We start from the raw sequence: 18240 nt of genomic DNA, 5'->3' as shown, positions 1-18240 counted from the left end.
GAATGTCAACAGCCCCGCACCTCCACGGTGGTTCCGGTCCGGACGTGATCGTGGTCGGTGAAGCCTTGGTGGACATTGTCGCCTCAGCCCACGGCACGGCTGAACATCCGGGCGGATCACCGGCAAACGTCGCCTACGGACTCGGCCGCCTGGGCGTCGATACCGCACTCCTCACCTCGATCGGCGTGGACCGCCGTGCAACGGCCATCGAAGAACACCTTCGAAGCGCCGGCGTAGGCCTACTGCCCGGTTCCAGGCGGCCGGGCACGAGCGCTACCGCCACCGCCGTCCTGGCTGCGGATGGATCAGCCCGGTATAACTTCGACATCCACTGGGACCTGCCACGAACGGCGCCTGCCACGCTGCCCAAAATCCTGCACACCGGTTCCATCGCCTCCTTCCTGGCGCCGGGGGCGGCAGCAGTCCGGGACCTCCTTGAGCAATCACACCGGCGCTGCGTTGTGACGTACGACCCCAACATCCGCCCCGCGCTGCTCGGCAGCCACGTCCAGGCGAAGACCACCTTCGAGGAACTCATCCCGTTCACCGACGTGGTCAAGCTCAGCGACGAGGACGCCCACTGGCTCTATCCGCGGCGGCCACTGGAGGAAGTGTCACGCCATCTCCTGGCCTTGGGCGCCGGGCTTGTCGCCATCACCAAGGGGTCGGACGGCTCCATGCTGGCAACACGGGACGCCCAAGTGCTGGTCCCCCCGGTCACCGCCGCGGTGGCTGACACCATCGGGGCCGGCGACTCCTATATGTCCGCCCTGATCTACGGGCTCCTGATGCGCGGCGCAGACGGACTGGCGCCGTCAGTCCTCGAAGCGCTGGGACGGATGGCGTCAAAGGCCGCCGCCATCACGGTTGGCCGCCCCGGTGCCCAACCGCCAACATTGGATGAACTGCAGTCAGACGCGCCTCAACACCAGCCGGCGAACCAGTGAGAACACCAAGGAAAGAAGCTATGTCCAGCAGCAACTACTACGACGTGACGGCGTGGCCCATCGGAAACCCGGCCCAGGACGTCGGGGAAGTCATCAACAGCATCATCGCGGACGTCAAGGAACGGCAGACCGCCACCGATGTGGACCACGGCGGAAAGCCGGGCGCGGTGATCTACCTGCCGCCCGGAGACTACCGGCTCCGTACCCAAGTGGTGATCGACGTCAGCTTCCTCAAGATCCAAGGTTCGGGACACGGCTTCACGTCATCGAGCATCCGATTCAATGTTCCCGAAGACGAATGGCCCGACCTGCACGAACTGTGGCCGGGAGGCAGCCGGATCCTCGTGGACCTCGTTTCCGGTGGTGAGGCAGGGGACGCAGCGGGAGCCGCCTTCCTCATAAAGCGGGACGGCAGCCCGCGGATCAGCTCCGTGGAGTTCTCCAATTTCTGCATCGACGGCCTGCACTTCGTTCAGGACGGTTCGGGCCTTCACCCGGAGAACACCTACGTCAACGGCAAAACCGGCATCTACGTGGCGAGCGCCAACGATTCGTTCCGCATCAACGGCATGGGGTTCGTCTATCTCGAGAACGCACTGACCATTCACAACGCGGACGCACTGTCCATCCACGACAACTTCATCGCTGAATGCGGAAGCTGCATCGAACTGCGCGGCTGGGGACAGGCATCGAAGATCACGGACAACCTGGTGGGAGCCGGCTTCAAGGGCTATTCAATCTATGCCGAGAACCACGGCGGACTGTTGGTCACTGCCAACAACGTCTTTCCCCGGGGTGCGAGCAGCGTCCACCTCAGGGCGGTCACGCGGTCAAGCGTGAGCAACAACCGGCTGCATTCCTTCTACCCCGGGATGGTGGTCCTTGCGGAAGGCAGTTCCGAGAACCTTGTGGCCACCAACCATTTCCTGCGCGACCACGAGCCCTGGACGCCTTTCCTGGGGATCGGCAACGGGCTGGATGACCTCCACGGGCTGCTGTCCGTCAGTGGCAACAACAATTCGATTATCGGCAACCATTTCTCCGAAGTCATCGATTCGCAGACCATCCGGCCGGAGGGCGCCACCCCGGTGATCATTCGGCTGGTGGAAGGGTCAGCCAACTTCGTCTCCAACAACCATGTGGTTGCCCTCGACGTCAATGCCACCTCGAGCGACTCCTGCTTTGAGGCGCAGGTGGACGCCCTCCTGGCTACGGACGCTGCCAACGGGCTCGCCGTCACGGCCGTACAGGTCGATGCCGGATCCACCCGCAATACGATCCTTGACTCCGGAACCGAAGCCCAGGTGGCCGCCGACAGGGCAGCCAACGCTGTCAGGGCAACCCCGTCAGTAGGTGTCCGGGCTGTTACGGGGCTGGCGGGCCAGTAGGGAAACGACCGGTGCAGCACAAGGTCCCCGGTGCCGGTACCGGCCACCGGGGACCTTCCGCCGGGGTTCTAGTGCGTCAGGTCCTTGCCCTTGGTTTCGGGGATGGTGAACACGAAGGCCGCACTGATCACCAGCAGGAGCACCGCATAGACGTTGAACACCTGCGGTGCGCCCAGCGAGGACCCCAGCCACTGCTGCAGGTAGGGGGCCGTGCCGCCGAAGACCGCCACGCAGATGGAGTAGGGGACGCCCACCCCCACGGTGCGGATCGACGTCGGGAACAGCTCTGCGTAGACAGCCGGGACGATTGCTGCGCTGGCGGCGATGAAGACCAGCATGACGGACATGCTCACCGCCAGCTGCCAGGCGGAGTCCTTGAGCAGGGCCGTCATCGGGAAGTGCATGATCCCTGCGCCGATGGCCCCGGCCCAGAGGACTTTCTTGCGGCCGATCCGGTCTGAGAGCTTGCCCCAGACCGGCAGCGCCGCGATGAAGACGATGTTGGCGGCCACGCCTGCCCAGAGTGCCTCGCCGCGGTCGATCTTCAGCGCCGTGGTGGCGTAGCTTGGCGCCACCACACCCCAGATGTAGTAGATCACCGTAAGGCCAACGGTCAGGCCGACCACCTGCAGCGCCTGCTTGCGGTAGCGGACAATCTGCGGCCAGATCGCAGCCCGCTTGGCCGTGGCTGCCCCCTCAAACGCTTCGGTTTCATGCAGCCGTGACCGCATGATCAATGCGTACAGGCCCATGGCCGCGCCGATCAGGAACGGGATCCGCCAGCCCCAGGCGTTCATCGCCTCCGTGGTCAGCGCCATGTTCAGGACAGCCCCCAGGAGGGTGCCGAACAGGATTCCCACGGTTCCGGACGTGTAGATCAGCGTGGCCCAGAATCCGCGGTGCTCCTTGGGTGCCATTTCGGACAGGTACGTTTGCGACGACGGCAACTCCCCGCCGTGGGCCAAGCCCTGGACCAGCCGTGCCACCAGGAGCATGAGTGACGCGAACGCGCCGACGCTGGCGAAGGTTGGCGCAACACCGATCATCAGGCTGCCCAGCGAGGCAAGGCCCACGGCGAGCGTCATGGAAGTCTTCCGGCCCAGCCGGTCGCCGATCCAGCCGAACAGGAACCCGCCGAACGGCCGGGCCACGAAGCCGACGGCGAAGATCGCCAGGGTGGACAACACGGCCGATGCCGGGTCTTCCTTGCTGAAGAGCTGGCTGGCGATGAAGGGGGTGAACGTGGCATAGATTGCCCAGTCGTACCACTCAACGGCGTTTCCGATGCCGGTGCCAACGATGGTTTTCGCGGTGGACATGCGTCCAGTCTGGGGCTTGCTTACTGCGACGGACATGGTGTTCTTCCTGGTCGGTTGGGTTTGGGGGAGGCAGGTTGCGCTGGTGTCGGAGCCTAGGAGGCCGGGGCGAGGGCACCCAGCCGCGACATGGCGAGTTCCGCGTACAGCGCGGCCCCGTCAGCCAGCACGCCGTCGTCGAACGTTGCGTACGGTGAGTGGTTGAACGGTGAGGTGGCCGGATTGCCGCCGGGGGCCACGGCGCTGAGGCCCACGAAGGTGCCGGGCACCTCGGCCAGCACCCTGGAGAAGTCCTCGGAGCCGCTGAGCGGGGTTGCCCAGCGTGAGAGCCGGCGCTCGCCGAACAGTTCGGTGATCACCTTTTCCGCCGTGTGTGTTTCGTCCTCGCTGGTGATGGTGAGGGGGTATTCCTGCAGGTAGTCGACGGCCACCTCCACCCCGTGTGCTGCCGCGATCCCCTTCAGCAGGCGCGGGACAGTGTCCATCATCTTGTGGCGTGACGCGTCGGAAAAGGTCCGGATGGTGGCCTCGATGCGGGCCGATTCGGGGATGACGTTCCGTTTGGTGCCGGCATGCAGCACGCCCACTGACAGGACCACGGGATCGAACATGTTGAACTGCCGGGTGACCATCACCTGCAGGGCGGTCACCATCTCGGCGGCAACGGTGACAGGGTCCTTGGCCGAATGCGGCGCAGAACCGTGGCCGCCGGCTCCGAGGACCGTGACTTCCAGCCCGTCCGAGGCGCTGAGCATGACGCCGGGCTTGGTGCAAAAGGTGCCGTGCGGCTCCAGTGCGGAGAACACGTGCATTCCGTAGGCTGCCTGGACGCGGGTTCCGGCGGCGTCCAGGACGCCTTCGCGGATCATGTAGCTTGCGCCGTCGAACCCTTCCTCGCCCGGCTGGAACATGAGGACGACGTCGCCGCCGAGCAGGTGCTTCTTGTCGGCCAGGAGCGTTGCGGCTCCCACGAGCATGGAAGTGTGCAGGTCGTGGCCGCAGGCGTGCATGGCCCCGTCCGCCTGCGACGCAAAGTCGACGCCGGTCTTCTCCTGCACCGGCAGTCCGTCCATGTCGGCGCGCAGCAGGACTGCGGGGCGGGGGCCAACGGACTCCCCTCCGGGGTGCCCGCCGCGCAGGACTGCGGTGACCGACGTCGTGTCCTTGCCCAGCGTGATCTCAAGGGGGAGTCCGTCCAATGCCTGGAGCACCTTCTCCTGGGTGCGGGGGAGTTGGAGCCCGATTTCCGGTTGGCGGTGAAGGTCGTGGCGCAGGCGGATGAGCTCTTCCTGCAGGTCCGTGGCGTCGGCGGTCGTGGGCACGTGGCACTCCTTGGCAATTGGCATTCGGGCTTGTGGACTATTCTGGAGTGGCGTGGTTCACACTCAGCGAAACCGCTGGAATTATGCTCGAAGCCGCGCTTTGGAACAGGATTCACGCAAAGGAAGAGCTGTGTCGGAAGAGCTGAGCGAAGACGATCTTGCCCTGATCCAGGTCCTGCAGGCCTCCCCGCGGCTGGGCTGGGCGGATGCTGCCAAGGTCCTCGGCGTACACCCCACCACGTTGGCCGCCCGCTGGGAGCGGCTGACGTCGAGCGGCGCATCGTGGGTTACTGCCCACCTTGCCGGGGATCCGAAGCAGATGCTCCTGGCCTACGTTGCGGTGGACTGCGAGATGACCCGGCGCGAAAGCGTCACAGCCCAGCTGGCAGCCGTCCCGGAGATCGTCACCGTGGAAGAGGCGGCCAGCAACCGGGACCTGATGCTGACCGTCATCACCCGCTCGCTGGAGGAATTCAGCGCCAAGATCATCTCCAGGCTCAAGGCCATCGAGGGCCTGACCAAGTACCAGGTGGCCCTTTGCACGCGGCTGCACAGCAGCGGGGACGACTGGAGGCTGAACGTCCTGAGCCGGTCTCAGCTGGCTGCACTCCGGGCGCTCGGTACCCAGCCCATGTCCGAACCGGGTCCGGCCGCGGGCCGGCTGCCGGAGAGCCACCTCGACCTCCTGCCGTTCCTGGCCAGGGACGGCCGCGCCACCGCCGCGGACATTGCCCGCGCGCTGGGCCGCCACCCGGCCACGACGCAGCGCCAGCTGAACCGGGTGCTGGCCAGCGGCATCCTGTCCTTCCGCTGCGAAATCGCCCAGCGCTATTCGTCGTTCCCGGTGACGTGCCAATGGTTTGTCAACGTCCCGGCCGGCGGCCACGATGCGGCGGCGGCGGAAATCCGGACCATCAGCAACGTCAGGCTGAGTGCCTCAACCACAGGACCCACCAACTTCGTGATCATCATGTGGCTGCACTCGCTCGCCGACATCATGTCGGCCGAGCTGGCGCTGCAGCAGAAGGTGCCCGGCATCGAGATCGTCGAAAGCGCGGTGATGCTGCGGACGGTCAAGCGGGTTGGTTGGATGCTGCGGGAAGATACGACGGCGACCGGTGCCGTGGTGCATGAAGCGAGCCTGGGCGCTGCAGAGTGAGGGCGCGGTGCGCTACGCCGTGCGGCCGCCGCCGGCCTCGCTGCTTGCCTGCCGCACGTTCTTCCTGTCCCGGATGCTGAGGAGCACTGCTCCGGCAGTCCCGATGCCCAGGGCCACGAGGATACTGGGCCCGGCTCCGCCCGCCGGCCCGAGGGTAGCCGCCAGGATCTGGCGCGACAGCATGGCCATCTCCTGGAAGTCGCCAAGGTAGACGCGGGTCCCGAGGACGTAGTTCACGCTGGTGAAGAGCGCTGGGACAAGCCAGAGCAGGGCTGCGTCGGCTGCCCACACCAGGAGCCGGACGAGCGGCCTGAATCCACACCACGCCAAGGCCACGCCAACCAGGACCGCCGGAAGCCAGCGCCACGCCATGCTGATCGGGGCGGGGACGGCGTCCGCGCCCGCCATGAAGGTGGTGGCGGCGGCCAGCCAGGAGGCGAAGGGCACGGCCATGAAGCCGACGCCCAGCGCGGCCACGGCGCGGGATCTTGCGGCGAGCATCAGCAGCGCCAAGACGCCGGCAGCTATGGCTGCGATGGTGCCCCCCAGCAGGCCGGCGAAGTACAGGGCTGAGCTGGATCCGGGCGCCAATCCACTGTTGAGTGCGCTGAATGACTGGATGGTGGCACCTGTATGGACCAGCAGCACGCCGGACAGGGCGCCGGCCGTAGTGAGGCCGCGGCGGCCCGGTTTCCACACGCGGAGGGCCAAGCCCGCGGCCGCGGCGCCAACGGTCAAGAGCGCCACAATGGTTGTACCCCGGTATTGGCTCAGCGGCAGGAACGTGAGGGGCATGTCCGCCGGAAGGGCGTCGCTGGCCCACAGATTCTGCAGCGGGAGCCGGGCTCCCGTAGCCAGCCACGGAGCGAGTCCCACGAGTGCGGCAGCGATGCCGAGCAGGACGGCGATGCCGGTTTCCGCGGCCGGAGTCCGGCCTGCGGGCGTGCGGTCGGTCCGGCCGCGGCGCCGGGAGGCTGGGTCCGTGACGGATGTTCCGGTGTCCTGCGGCGGGCGGGTCGTGTCCTGCGCGGGGTCTTCCATGGGGTCCCTTTGTTCGCCGACGTTGCTGGTCCGCCGGTGCGGCCTTGGCTGGTTGGACTATAGCCGCAGCAATAATACAGCGTGTGGAATAAATACTTTAATATTTCCGCATTACGGATTTATCTTTCCGGAAACATGGGTTACCTACGTTTGGGATGACCCTGCGGCGTTCTGGCGCCGCCATCCGAAGCAGGCGCCGCTCCCGTATGGCGTCCTTCCCAACGAACAGGCACACAGCATGAAGATCACCGCCTCCACCACGCCGCTGCCGCCGGCCCAGGATGCACTCAGGAAGCCGTTGTACAGGTCCCTTTTCATCCAGATCCTCGTGGCGGTGGTGGCGGGCATCCTCATCGGCCACTTCTGGCCGGACCTCGGCGCAGGACTCCGCCCGCTCGGCGACGGCTTCATCCAGCTGATCAAGATGATCATTGCGCCGCTCATCTTCCTGGTGATCGTCACCGGCATCGCTGCGGTCAGCGACGTCAAGGCCGTGGGCCGGGTGGGTGTCAAAGCCTTGGCGTACTTCACCGGCGCCACGCTGTTCGCCTTGGTCTTCGGGCTCGTCGTCGCCAACCTGGTGCAGCCGGGCGCCGGCCTCAACATCGATCCCGCCACGCTGTCCCAGGACGCACTCAACGCCAAAACCTCCACCGCCCCGCCCAAGGATGCCGGCGCCTTCCTGCTCGGCATCATCCCCACCAGCGTCGTTGGCGCCTTTGCCGGCAACAACCTCCTCCAGGTCCTCTGTTTCTCCGTCTTCTTCGGCGCGGCGATCGTCGTCGTCGGCCGTGAACGCTGCCTGCCAGTGATCACCCTGATGGAAACCGTGCTGGAACTGTTCTTCAAGATCATGGGCTGGGTGATGCGTGCCGCGCCCGTGGGAGCGTTTGGCGCCATGGCCTTCATCATCGGCCAGTACGGCCTCGATTCCCTCGGGACCTACGCGGTGCTGATCGCCGCCTGCTACGGCGCCGCAGCAGTGTTCATCGGGCTCCTCTTCGTGGTGGCATGGGCCTACCCCAGGGTGCCGCTGTGGCAGTTCCTCAAGTACACCCGGGAGGAATTCCTGCTGGCCCTGGGCACGGCATCCACCGAGTCCGTCCTGCCGCGGATCATGACCAAACTGACCAACGCGGGCTGCTCCCGCGCCACTACGGGCCTGGTGGTTCCCACCGGCTACTCGTTCAACCTGGACGGAGCAGCCATCTACCTCTCCATCTCCCTGCTCTTCCTGGCCCAGGCCTTTGGCTACAACCTTGACCTGGGCCAGCAGCTCGCGGCCCTGGGCATCCTGATGCTGACGTCCAAGGGCATGGCCGGAGTTCCCGGATCTGCCTTCCTTGCCTTGTCCGCAACCGCTGGTGCGCTGGGCATCTTCCCGGTAGCCGGCGTCGCGCTCCTCCTCGGCGCCGACCGACTCATGGATTCCATGCGTGTTGTGGTGAACCTGCTGGGCAACTGCGTGGCTACGTTTGTGGTGGCCAAATGGGAAGGACAGTTCGATCGCGAGGCCATGCTCCGGGCGTTCGCCGGCGGGGACGCTGCGACGGAATCCGTCGGTGGAGGCACGACGACGGCAGCCGAGGGACAGCCGGACGTTGCCGCGGTGCCGCAGGGGGAGGCAGCGGGACCCGGCGCCGAGTTCACGCACCCGGGCGCAGTGACTGCACAGCCGGCAAGCGCTGCGTCGGCGGCAGTCCGGTAGGTGCGCGCGTCCCGGCCGCCTGTCCTGCCTTCCGCGCCCACCATGTTGCCCCGGCCCGGCGGTCCGTCCCCCTGAGACTGTTGTCCGGCCCGTGTTGCAGACTGTCCCTATGACTTTTGCCAATGTGGGAATGCTCGGAACCAAGCCCGGCCAGCGCGATGCCCTGGTGGCCATCCTGCTCCGGCCCAAGCCCGGGATGAGGGAGGCCGGCTGCCTGCTGTACGAGGTGGGGGTGAATGACGAGGTTCCGGACACGGTTTTCGTCTCCGAACTCTGGGAATCCGCCGAGGCGCACCAGGCATCACTGCAGTTGGACAGCACGCGCGCAGCCATCGCTGAGGCCATGCCGTTGCTGTCCGGGGAAATGGCCGGCCACCGGTTCACGGTGTTGGGCTCGCCGCTGGAGTAGGCCGGTGCGCGCCACTCGTTGAAACGCCCGGATTCCGGAGCGGGAATTTTGTTCCGGGATCCGGGTACCGTTCCAGCCTGAGTGGACTACGGTAATCGGGGTAAGGAGGACACATGAAACCGCTGCCCGCGCTTGAACTTGTCACCCGCCTCGAGGACGCCGACTGGCTTGATCCCCTGGCCAAGAGTGTCCGGAAAGCCGTAAAGAAGGTCATCCCGGCCCGTTGGGCCCGCGATGTCCTGCACGGCGTCCCTGTCGGCCACCCGGTCCATCCCCTCGCCGTCCAGGTGCCCATTGGCGCTTGGCTTTCGGCCGGCGTCCTTGATGCAGTTCCGGGAGGCGAGAAGGCCGCCAGGCTCCTGATTGGAGTCGGCGCGGCCAGCGTGGTTCCGTCCGCCCTGGCCGGGTTCACCGACTGGTCGCAGCTGCACCCGCAGCAGCAACGGGTGGGGCTGGTGCACGCAGCGGCCAACGTCACGGCCACCGGGCTTTACCTTGCCTCGCTGGTGCAGAGGGCAAGGGGCAGCCAAGGCAGCGGCAAGGTGCTGGCGTACCTGGGGCTGGCCACGGTGAGCGCCGGCGGCTTCCTGGGCGGCCACCTCACGTACCGGCAAGCCGCCGGGGTGAACCACAGCGAGGAAATCCCGCACCGGTTCCCGTCCGGCTGGCATCCCTTGGCTCCGTTGGTTGACCTGCCCGAAGGCGGCCTCCACAAGCGCGACGTGGCCGGGATCCCGCTGCTGGTCCACCGCGAGGGTGGCACCGTCAACGTCCTGTCCGACGTTTGCAGCCACCTTTCCGGACCGCTTCATGAAGGCAAGGTCAAGGACGACGGCGGGGACCCGTGCGTCGTCTGCCCTTGGCACCGGAGTACCTTTTCGCTGCGGACCGGCGAGGTCAAGGCCGGGCCTGCCACCGCCCGCCAGCCGGTCTTCGAAACGCGCACCAATGGCGGCCTCGTGGAGGTGTGCCTGCCCGGGGCTGACTGAGCGGGGAGCCCCGGCCTGCGCGCGAAGGCCGTTCGGCCCTACTGCGCGGTACGGAACGACGAAAGAATTGGCCCATGGCGGGTGTCGGCGGAGTGGAACCATGAGTCAACGCCGCAGCGTCAACATGGAGCTGCGTTCGGTGATACGCCACGCGGGGGTGCGACTGGACGATGCGTGTTTCTGAACCACGGGAGATCGCTTCCGGCCTCCTGCTCCTGACCTCCGGCAGCGGGCCACTGGCTTCGAACTTCTACCTTGTCCGGACCGGGCCGGCCTGGGTGCTGGTGGACTGCGGTTGGGGAAGCGGCGCGGAACCAGCACGCATCGCCGTTGAGCGCGTCCTCGGGCCGGGGGCGAAACCTGACGCGATCTTCCTGACCCACATCCACCCGGACCATTCCGGCGCCGCGGGCGCGTTGGCCCGCGCGTGGAAGGTGCCGGTGTACGCCCACCAGGCCGAGTTGCCCATGGCTGCCGGAAGATATGTCCCCGCGCGGTCCATGCCGCTGGACCGGTGGATTACAGCCCCGCTGATGTGGTCGCTGCCGGCCCGTGCGCGTCGCAGGATTGAGGCCGCGGGTGACATTTCGGACCTCGTGCGGCCCCTTCCCCGCAGCGGTGAGGTGCCGGGCATGCCCGGATGGGTGGCGGTGCCCACGCCGGGCCATACCGCCGGGCACGTTGCCTACTGGCGCGCAAGCGACGGCGTCCTCATCACCGGCGACGCAATCGTCACGGTGAACCTGAACTCCCTCGGCGGGATTCTGCTGGGATTGCCCGACCTGTCCGGGCCGCCCTGGTACACCACGTGGAACATGGACGTGGCCAAGGCCTCGGTCACGCGGCTTGCCGGACTGGGGCCCCGCCTGCTGGCGCCCGGGCACGGGCAGCCGCTGACTTTCGGGATCGCTCCCCGGTTGCGTGCACTGGCCGCGAAGGAGCCAAGGCAGCGGACCGCATTTCGGCGGCGCGCCGCGGGAGCACCCGGGGCTGTCTAATGTGCGGCGATCGAAGCGTCGCCGCTTTGCGGCCGCGGTTCCTCCGGGGCTGGTCAGGCCTAAAATTCTCAGTCAGCACGGGAACCACAACAAAATACTCAAACGGAGGCCATCATGACGAGCGATAAGAACCGGCCTGACGTCTTTACGCGTTTTACCACCAGGACGGCCAAGATACTCGGACACGCCTGGGTATTCGTCCTCGCCGTGGCTGTACTCATTGTGTGGGCCTTGACCGGTCCGCTGCTGGGGTTTTCAGACACCTGGCAGCTGGTCATCAATACCAGTACGACCATTGTGACGTTCCTGATGGTCTTCATCATCCAGAACACCCAAAACAGGGACACCGCCGCCCTGCATGTGAAGCTCGATGCGCTGATGCTCGAACTCAAGATCAGCAACGCGAAGCTGTACGAGGCCGAAGAGGAAGGCGAAAAAGAAATTGAGCGGCAGCGCCGACGGATCGAGGAAGCAGCCGAAGACGGCGGATAGCGGGGTACCTGTCGTAGGTGCTGGACGATCCGGCGGCGGCTGCATAGCCTGAAATTGACCGCACCAACGGAACTGCGACAGGGCGGAGGTCCCCTCATGACCATCAAGCTGAACGACGCCGGACTTCGTCAGGCCCGGAAGCTGATCAAGGACTCCAGAATCACGCGCGATGCCCGCGACGACTGGAGCGAACATGCCCCGGACACGGAGCAGGAAAATGCGTACATAGACAAGCACGGCTACACCGAATACGGCACCTGGCACCTGGGCGAAGACAGCGACAAAACCCCCGAAACGAAGGGCCGGTACAGCTTTCCCTTCGGGGATTTCCGCCGGCTGCACAGGTGCGCCGTGCTGGCCATCGAAAGCCGGGCCGCCCAAAACAACTACGACGACATCGCCAAGGCGGCAAAGTCGCTGCTTGAGGAACTCGACAAGGACTAGTCGGCCCGGCCAGATCTGCCATGAACGCAGGTGATGAGCCCGGGACCATGCTGGACCGGGCCCAAACACCCGCGGAGCCTGCCCCGATTGCTCAGCTGGGTGCGCTGGCCCATTGGCCCCTGCGCAGCACTGCCGCCAGGCTCAGGTCGTGGTCAAGGACCACGACGTCGGCCTGCATCCCGGCGCGCAGGTCACCGGCCTGCGCCGAGAGACCCAACAATGATGCGGGGACGGCGGAGGCGGAGGTGACGGCATCCCGCAAGGGAACGCCGGCAGCCACGCAGGAGCGGATGACATCCAGCAACGTGCTGGTACCCCCTGCAATGGCACCCGTGGCGTCAACCCGGGCTACGCCGCCGGCAACCGTCACGGCGAGGGAGCCCAGCATGTACTGCCCATCCTCCAGGCCGGTGGCGGCCATCGAGTCGGTCACCAGCGTGATGTTCTCCGGCCCCACGAGGTCAAACACCAACTTCACGGTTTCCGGGGCAAGGTGAACGCCATCGGCAATCAGCTCCACCACGGCCTGCCCGGCCTTGGCCGCACTGAGGCTCGCCGATACCGGCCCGGGCGAGCGGTGGTGCAGTGGCGGCATGGCATTGAACAAGTGGGTCACCGTTGGGCGGTTCCTCCCGGTCGCGTTGCCGGCCGAATCCAAGGCCTCCGCCGCGCGTGCCAGGAAGGCTGCCGCCGTCGCATGGTCCGCTGCGGTGTGGCCCAGGGACGGAATGATCCCTTGGGCCGCAAGCCGGACCGCAAGTTCGGAGGCACCCGGCAGCTCTGCCGCGAGGGTCATCGATACCAGGGATTTCCCCGCCGTGGCCAGCATGCGGGCCACCAAATCCGGATCGGGTTCCAGGAGCAGGCCGGGATCGTGCGCACCGCACTGGTGGCCCGAGAGGAACGGACCTTCCAGGTGCGAGCCGGCAACCAGCTCCTGGCCTGCCAGCTCCCTTAGCATTCCAAGGTTCCGCACCAGGTCCCCGGGCTTTCCGGTGACCAGGCTTGCCACCAGCGTGGTGGTTCCACGGCTGTGCAGGTAGCGCGCCGCCCGCGCCGCGCCATCGGGATCGCCCTCCGAGAAATCCGAACCATAGGCGCCGTGGCAGTGCACGTCCACGAGGCCCGGCATCAAGACCCGGCCGGCGGGTGCCTCGGGCGGAAGAACCCCGGGGAAGCCCCGCGCCGGCCCGGCGAAGGTGACCAGGCCGCCGTCGGCCGCCACCACTCCATCCGCAACATCCAGCGAGGCGGTGACTATGCGGCCGCGAAGAACAACGTCATCGCCCATGGTTCAAGGTCCTTTGTTCGGTGAAATCATCGATGGAAACAGCAGCGGCAATGCGTGCTGCCAGTGCGGGGTCCGCGGCGCCGGACCGGTGTCCGCCGCCCGCCGCGCCGCCGTGCCGGGGCCGCGCCGAGGTGTGCACGGCATGGACCCCCGCTTCAAGGAGCGACGGTACCAGCGCCAGGGTGACGCCCCCGCCCGCCATGATCTGGACCGATGGCGCACTGTGGCGCCCCTGCTGCACAAGCCGGCCCAGCATCTCCAACCCCGCGGCGCAGTCGGGACCGCCCCCACTGGTGAGGACGCGGTCCACTCCGGCGTGCTCCAGTAAGGAGAGCACCTCGGCCGGGTCGGCACCAGCTGCCAGGGCTGCGTCGAACGCGCGGTGGAACGTGATTTCGGCTTCCGGTTTCACGGCCCGCGCAGCAGCAACGATGCGGCGGATCGCCGGGATGTCCGGGCTGCCGTCCGGGGACAGGACACCAACCACCACACCCGCGGCTCCGGCGGCCAAAGCCGCGGTGGCATCGTGCTCGATGACATCGAGCTCTTCCGGCGAATAGCTGAAGTCGCCGGGCCGCGGACGCACCAGGACATGGACGGGAAGTCCCAGGCCGCAGGCCTGCCCGATGGTGCCGATGCTCGGCGTGATGCCCTCTGTTTCCGCCAGGGCGGCGCACAGTTCAACGCGGGCAGCGCCCACGGCAGCGGCCAGCCGGACGCCGCCGGCATTCTCCACCGCCAACTCCAACTGCACGGTCCCGGCCCTGGGCACCCGCCTGGAGCTCAGAGTCCCTGCCATGCCGGCTTCCGGCCGAAGGTGTCCTGGTAGTACTCGCGGTGGGCGAGCCGTGAGGCCGCGGCCTCGTCCACCAGCACCGACACGTGCGGGTGCAGTTGGAGGGCCGACGCCGGGCAGGCCGCCGCGACGGGACCTTCGACGGCGGCCGCCACGGCTTCTGCCTTGGCCTCGCCCATAGCCAGCAGCAGCAGGTGCCGGGCCTCCCGGATGGTGCCCAGGCCCTGGGTCAGCACATGGTCCGGGACCTCCTCCTGTGCAGCAAAGAAGCGCGCGTTGTCCTGGCGGGTCTGGCGGGTGAGCGTCTTGATCCGAGTGCGGGAGGCGAGCGAGGACATGGGCTCATTGAAGCCCACATGGCCGTCCGTCCCGATGCCCAGGATCTGGATATCCACCCCTCCGGCGGCGGCGATCCGGGCTTCGTACGCGGCGGCCTCCGCCTGCGGATCCCGGGCCATGCCGTCCAACCCGTGGACCGCGCCGGCGCCGAAGTCCACGCTTGCCGTGAATTCGTCCCGGATGACCGAGTGGTAGGACTGGGGATGCCCGGCAGGCAGGCCCACGTACTCGTCCAGCAGGAAGGCCTGGGCCGAGGCGAAGCTCAGCCCGCCATTCCGGTGCCGGTCGATCAGTTCGCGGTAGGTACCCAGGGGTGTGGAGCCCGTGGCCAGTCCCAGGACGGACGGGCCGCGGCGGACCTGTTCCTCGATGGCATCCGCGGCCGTGCGGGCGACGTCGTCAGGGGTGGGCAGAATGATGATTTCCATGCGTTGGGTTGCTTTCGGCTGGAGGGTGCAGTTGGTGGGCGGTCTACTTTGCGGCTTCGGTTTCCACCGTCACTTCGTCGTCCTCACGGCCCGGCGTGCGAAGGTTCCAGCGCTTGATGACGAACGAGAAGAGGAAGTAGTAGATGGCCGCGTAGCCCAGGCCGATCGGGATCAGCATCCACGCGTTCTGTGCTTTACCGAAGTTGAGGACGAAGTCGATCAGGCCGGCTGAGAACGTGAAGCCGTCGTGGATGCCCAGTGCGTTCACCAGGGCCATGGAGGTTCCGGTCAGGGCGGCATGGACGACGTAGAGCGGGAACGCGACGAACATGAACGAGTACTCAAGGGGCTCGGTGATGCCGGTGAAGAACGCCGTGAGTGCGGTGGAGAGCATGATGCCGCCCACGATCTTCTTCTGCGACGGCTTGGCGTGGCGCCAGATGGCAAGGGCCGCGGCGGGCAGGCCGAACATCATGATGGGGAAGAAGCCGGTCATGAAGGTGCCGGCGGTGGGGTCGCCGGCGAAGAAGCGGTTGAGGTCGCCGCGGACCAGGTGGCCGGATGCGTCCGTGTAATCGCCGATGAGGAACCACACGCCCGAGTTCAGGATGTGGTGGAGCCCTGCAGGGATGAGCATGCGGTTGGCGAAGCCGTAGATTCCGCCGCCGAGTACCGCGTTGCCCGCCACAGCCTGTCCCACTGCGGAGAGGCCTGCGTTGAAGAGCGGGTACAGCAGGGCCAGGACGACGCCGGCCACCAGGCTGGTGACGGATGTCAGGATGGGGACCAGGCGCCGGCCGCTGAAGAAGCCGAGGAAGTCGGGCAGCTTGGTGCGGTAGAACCGCTGCCACAGGCCGGCGGACAACAGGCCCACCACGATTCCGGCGAGGACGCCGTAATTGATCATGGCCGGCTTCCCCGCGGGGTCCAGCTGGCCGTCCAGGACCAGGGGAGACATCGCCTTGAAGACGCCGTCGATCACCATGTAGCCCACCACCGCCGCAAGTGCGGTGGAGCCGTCTGCCTTCTTGGCCCAGCCGACGGCGATGCCCACCGCGAAGATGAGGGGCAGCCAGGTGAAGACGGCGTTGCCTGCGGCGGAGATGACGGACGCGCCGCCTTCGAAACCGGGGATGGCGCCGAGCAGGTCGGCCTGGCCGATGCGCAGCAGGATGCCGGCGGCGGGAAGGACGGCGATGGGGAGCATCAGGCAGCGGCCCAGCCGCTGAAGGGTGGCGAAGGCCCGGTTTGGCTTCTTCTCTGGGGCCAGGGCGGTGGTCTCGGATGTTGGCATGGTTGCACCTCTGCGGGGTTCGGGTGGGGGCTTGTGAAGAATGGGTTCCAGCCGGTACTGTCTGGTTATGACCAGTTCAGTGTGATTCATCCCACGGTCCGGTGTCAAGGAAGGAAAATTCCCTCCAGGACGGGCCGCCCGTGGCGAAAGACGCCATCATTGGTCGTACCGGGGCCGCCGGCCCAGGTGTAGGAAGATGTGCTCCGTACGGGCACCGTCAGAAAGGGCAGCCATGTCCAAAGCAGAAAAAATCATCGAAGGCCTGGGCGGAGCCGGCAACATCGTGGAAGTGGAAGCGTGCATCACGCGGCTGCGCACCGAGGTGAAGGACTCCTCGCTGGTCAACGAGGCGTCGCTCAAGGCTGCGGGAGCCCATGGCGTCCTGGCCGCCGGCACCGCCGTGCAGGTCATTGTGGGCCCGGAGGCGGACACGCTGGCCGAAGACATCGAGGACCTCCTCTAGTGGCGCAGTCCTTGCCGGTCCAGGCCCCAATCGGCGGGTCGGTCATTCCGCTGGCCGACGTGCCGGACCCCGTCTTCGCAGGCCAGATGGTGGGTTCCGGCGCAGCCGTGGAGCCGCCCGCCGGGGTGGCGTTCGACGTGGTGTCCCCAGTCGCAGGGAAAGTGGTCAAGATGCTGCCGCACGCGTTCGTGGTGGTCGAGTCGTCAGGCCGTGGCGTCCTGACGCACGTCGGCATCGACACCGTCAAGCTCAAGGGCGAAGGCTTTAAGGTGCTTGTGGCGCAAGGCGACGTGGTCGGGGCCGGAGAGCCGGTCATGCATGTGGATCCCACTGCAGCCCTGGCTGCGGGCTACTCAATGGTGAGCCCCGTCGTCGTCCTGGATTCCAAGCCGGACACCGCCACCTTGGTGGAGGCCGCCAAGGTCACGGCCGGCGAGCTGTTGTTTACGCTCGGCTGAACCGCGTCACAAGCGGACCTCCATGCTGAGGGAGTAGCGGTCCGAGCGGTACCAGGAGCGCGAATGCTCGATGGCCAGCGCGCCCGAATAGGACACGCGGTCAAACGCCAGCACCGGCGCGCCGGTGCCCGTCCCCAGGAGTGCCCCGATATCGGCCGGGGCGCCCTCGGACCGGACGCTCTGGCGCGCCCGGTCGATCTGGTGGCCGAACTGCGCAGCCAGGGCCTTGTAGACGGAGCCGGTGAGGTCGATGCCCAGCAGTCCCGGCGCATGCTGGGGGTTGTACCAGGCATCGTCCACGCTCACCGGGCGGCCGTCCGCAAGGCGGAGCCGCTTCAGGTGGAACGCCTCCGCGCCCGGGGCGAGGCTGAGTGCGGCTGCCGTGTCCTCGGGGGCCGGGACCTGTTCGGCCACCAGGACCACCGTGCTCGGGACGTGGCCCATCGCCTCCATCTCCTGCGTGAAGGAGGCCAGGTGCAGCGTGGACTGGACCGGGGAGTCCGCCACGAACGTCCCCTTCGCCGGAACCCGCACCAAGTGCCCTTCGTTGACCAGGCGGCCGATCGCGGCGCGCACGGTGATGCGGCTGACGCCGTAGGAATCCATGAGGGTCCGCTCGCTGGGAAGCCGGGCGCCGGGCTCCAGCTCCTCCTTGGCAAGTTTGAGGATGATGAGCCGGAGCTGCTCATGCTTGGGGACCTGGGTGTTATTGATGGGCGCGGTGGCCGCCTGCGCCGTGTTGCCGGGTGTGGCGGACATCCAGCCCCTCCTTCGTCTGGAGCGGTCCGGTTAGGACCACTTTCTCGGATTATTCCACACGGAGCCGTCCAAGGAGACGCGTGTTGGCGGCGGGCTGCCGGACGCTTGGCCGGCAGCGGCAGCGGCAGGAAAGACGGAAAGGCCAGGACGTCGCTGTCCTGGCCTTCCCCTTTTTTCCTTTACCTGCCGGGCAGAATGC

General features: G+C 67.0%; 19 protein-coding genes. 11 read left to right on the top strand and 8 right to left on the bottom strand.

What is annotated here, in order from left to right; genetic code table 11:
• The first annotated feature begins 2 nt into the window (after nucleotides 1–2).
• On the top strand, nucleotides 3–947 hold the full coding sequence (locus DFO47_RS12475; protein ID WP_133831838.1) for a carbohydrate kinase: 945 nt from the start codon (nucleotides 3–5) through the stop codon (nucleotides 945–947).
• Nucleotides 948–967: 20 nt separating this feature from the next.
• A complete protein-coding gene (locus DFO47_RS12470) occupies nucleotides 968–2335 on the top strand; it encodes a NosD domain-containing protein (protein WP_133831837.1) in 1368 nt (455 codons plus the stop codon).
• 68 nt (nucleotides 2336–2403) lie between these two features.
• Here the strand turns inward: DFO47_RS12470 and DFO47_RS12465 are convergent, their stop codons facing one another.
• Entirely contained in the window at nucleotides 2404–3690 is a 1287-nt protein-coding gene (locus tag DFO47_RS12465) for an MFS transporter (RefSeq protein WP_133831836.1), read from the bottom strand.
• Nucleotides 3691–3746: 56 nt separating this feature from the next.
• Entirely contained in the window at nucleotides 3747–4973 is a 1227-nt protein-coding gene (locus tag DFO47_RS12460; protein WP_133831835.1) for a M20 family metallopeptidase, read from the bottom strand.
• A gap of 130 nt (nucleotides 4974–5103) precedes the next feature.
• On the opposite strand from DFO47_RS12460, the gene DFO47_RS12455 reads away from it, so the two are divergent.
• Nucleotides 5104–6132, top strand: a complete 1029-nt coding sequence (locus tag DFO47_RS12455) for an Lrp/AsnC family transcriptional regulator (RefSeq protein WP_109045617.1) — start codon at nucleotides 5104–5106, stop codon at nucleotides 6130–6132.
• A 12-nt stretch (nucleotides 6133–6144) separates the two neighbouring features.
• On the opposite strand, the gene DFO47_RS12450 is transcribed toward DFO47_RS12455, so the two are convergent.
• The gene (locus DFO47_RS12450; protein ID WP_018760876.1) at nucleotides 6145–7173 is read right to left on the bottom strand and encodes a hypothetical protein; all 1029 of its coding nucleotides are present in this window, start codon (nucleotides 7171–7173) and stop codon (nucleotides 6145–6147) included.
• Nucleotides 7174–7411: 238 nt separating this feature from the next.
• Here DFO47_RS12450 and DFO47_RS12445 point away from each other — a divergent pair, with 238 nt between their 5' ends.
• From DFO47_RS12445 to DFO47_RS12420, 6 genes are all read left to right on the top strand, one after another.
• Nucleotides 7412–8881, top strand: a complete 1470-nt coding sequence (locus DFO47_RS12445) for a C4-dicarboxylate transporter DctA (RefSeq protein ID WP_018760877.1) — start codon at nucleotides 7412–7414, stop codon at nucleotides 8879–8881.
• 109 nt (nucleotides 8882–8990) lie between these two features.
• Nucleotides 8991–9290: a putative quinol monooxygenase gene (locus tag DFO47_RS12440; protein WP_018760878.1), complete on the top strand. Its 300-nt coding sequence runs from the start codon at nucleotides 8991–8993 to the stop codon at nucleotides 9288–9290.
• A gap of 113 nt (nucleotides 9291–9403) precedes the next feature.
• Complete coding sequence (locus DFO47_RS12435; protein WP_133831834.1) at nucleotides 9404–10279, top strand: Rieske 2Fe-2S domain-containing protein; 876 nt, start codon at nucleotides 9404–9406, stop codon at nucleotides 10277–10279.
• 170 nt (nucleotides 10280–10449) lie between these two features.
• Nucleotides 10450–11277, top strand: coding sequence for an MBL fold metallo-hydrolase (locus DFO47_RS12430; RefSeq protein ID WP_133831833.1), 828 nt, complete (start codon nucleotides 10450–10452; stop codon nucleotides 11275–11277).
• A 114-nt stretch (nucleotides 11278–11391) separates the two neighbouring features.
• A complete protein-coding gene (locus DFO47_RS12425; RefSeq protein ID WP_018760881.1) occupies nucleotides 11392–11769 on the top strand; it encodes a low affinity iron permease family protein in 378 nt (125 codons plus the stop codon).
• A 96-nt stretch (nucleotides 11770–11865) separates the two neighbouring features.
• Complete coding sequence (locus DFO47_RS12420) at nucleotides 11866–12213, top strand: hypothetical protein (protein WP_018760882.1); 348 nt, start codon at nucleotides 11866–11868, stop codon at nucleotides 12211–12213.
• 91 nt (nucleotides 12214–12304) lie between these two features.
• Here the strand turns inward: DFO47_RS12420 and DFO47_RS12415 are convergent, their stop codons facing one another.
• From DFO47_RS12415 to DFO47_RS12400, 4 genes are read right to left on the bottom strand one after another with little or no spacing between them, the layout of a single operon-like run.
• The gene (locus tag DFO47_RS12415) at nucleotides 12305–13504 is read right to left on the bottom strand and encodes an amidohydrolase family protein (protein WP_109045622.1); all 1200 of its coding nucleotides are present in this window, start codon (nucleotides 13502–13504) and stop codon (nucleotides 12305–12307) included.
• On the bottom strand, nucleotides 13494–14303 hold the full coding sequence (locus DFO47_RS12410; RefSeq protein ID WP_133831832.1) for a copper homeostasis protein CutC: 810 nt from the start codon (nucleotides 14301–14303) through the stop codon (nucleotides 13494–13496). The genes DFO47_RS12415 and DFO47_RS12410 overlap by 11 nt, the downstream gene beginning before the upstream one ends.
• Entirely contained in the window at nucleotides 14288–15067 is a 780-nt protein-coding gene (gene nagB, locus DFO47_RS12405; protein WP_133831831.1) for a glucosamine-6-phosphate deaminase, read from the bottom strand. Before nagB ends, DFO47_RS12410 begins: the two co-directional genes overlap by 16 nt.
• A gap of 43 nt (nucleotides 15068–15110) precedes the next feature.
• Complete coding sequence (locus tag DFO47_RS12400; protein WP_018760886.1) at nucleotides 15111–16361, bottom strand: PTS transporter subunit EIIC; 1251 nt, start codon at nucleotides 16359–16361, stop codon at nucleotides 15111–15113.
• 232 nt (nucleotides 16362–16593) lie between these two features.
• On the opposite strand from DFO47_RS12400, the gene DFO47_RS12395 reads away from it, so the two are divergent.
• Complete coding sequence (locus tag DFO47_RS12395) at nucleotides 16594–16824, top strand: PTS glucose/sucrose transporter subunit IIB (protein ID WP_018760887.1); 231 nt, start codon at nucleotides 16594–16596, stop codon at nucleotides 16822–16824.
• Nucleotides 16824–17282 carry a PTS glucose transporter subunit IIA gene (locus DFO47_RS12390; protein WP_133831830.1) on the top strand — a complete coding sequence of 153 codons (459 nt, stop codon included), beginning with the start codon at nucleotides 16824–16826 and terminating at the stop codon, nucleotides 17280–17282. The genes DFO47_RS12395 and DFO47_RS12390 overlap by 1 nt, the downstream gene beginning before the upstream one ends.
• A gap of 6 nt (nucleotides 17283–17288) precedes the next feature.
• Here DFO47_RS12390 and DFO47_RS12385 read toward each other — a convergent pair whose 3' ends face one another.
• Nucleotides 17289–18041 (bottom strand): GntR family transcriptional regulator, encoded by a 753-nt coding sequence (locus DFO47_RS12385; protein WP_018760889.1) that lies wholly within the window; start codon nucleotides 18039–18041, stop codon nucleotides 17289–17291.
• Nucleotides 18042–18240 lie beyond the last annotated feature (199 nt).

The organism is Arthrobacter sp. AG258 (assembly GCF_004364695.1).
Taxonomy (GTDB): Bacteria; Actinomycetota; Actinomycetes; order Actinomycetales; family Micrococcaceae; genus Arthrobacter.
Note: the sequence above shows the minus strand (reverse complement) of the source record. Positions and strands in the feature narration are given on the sequence as shown.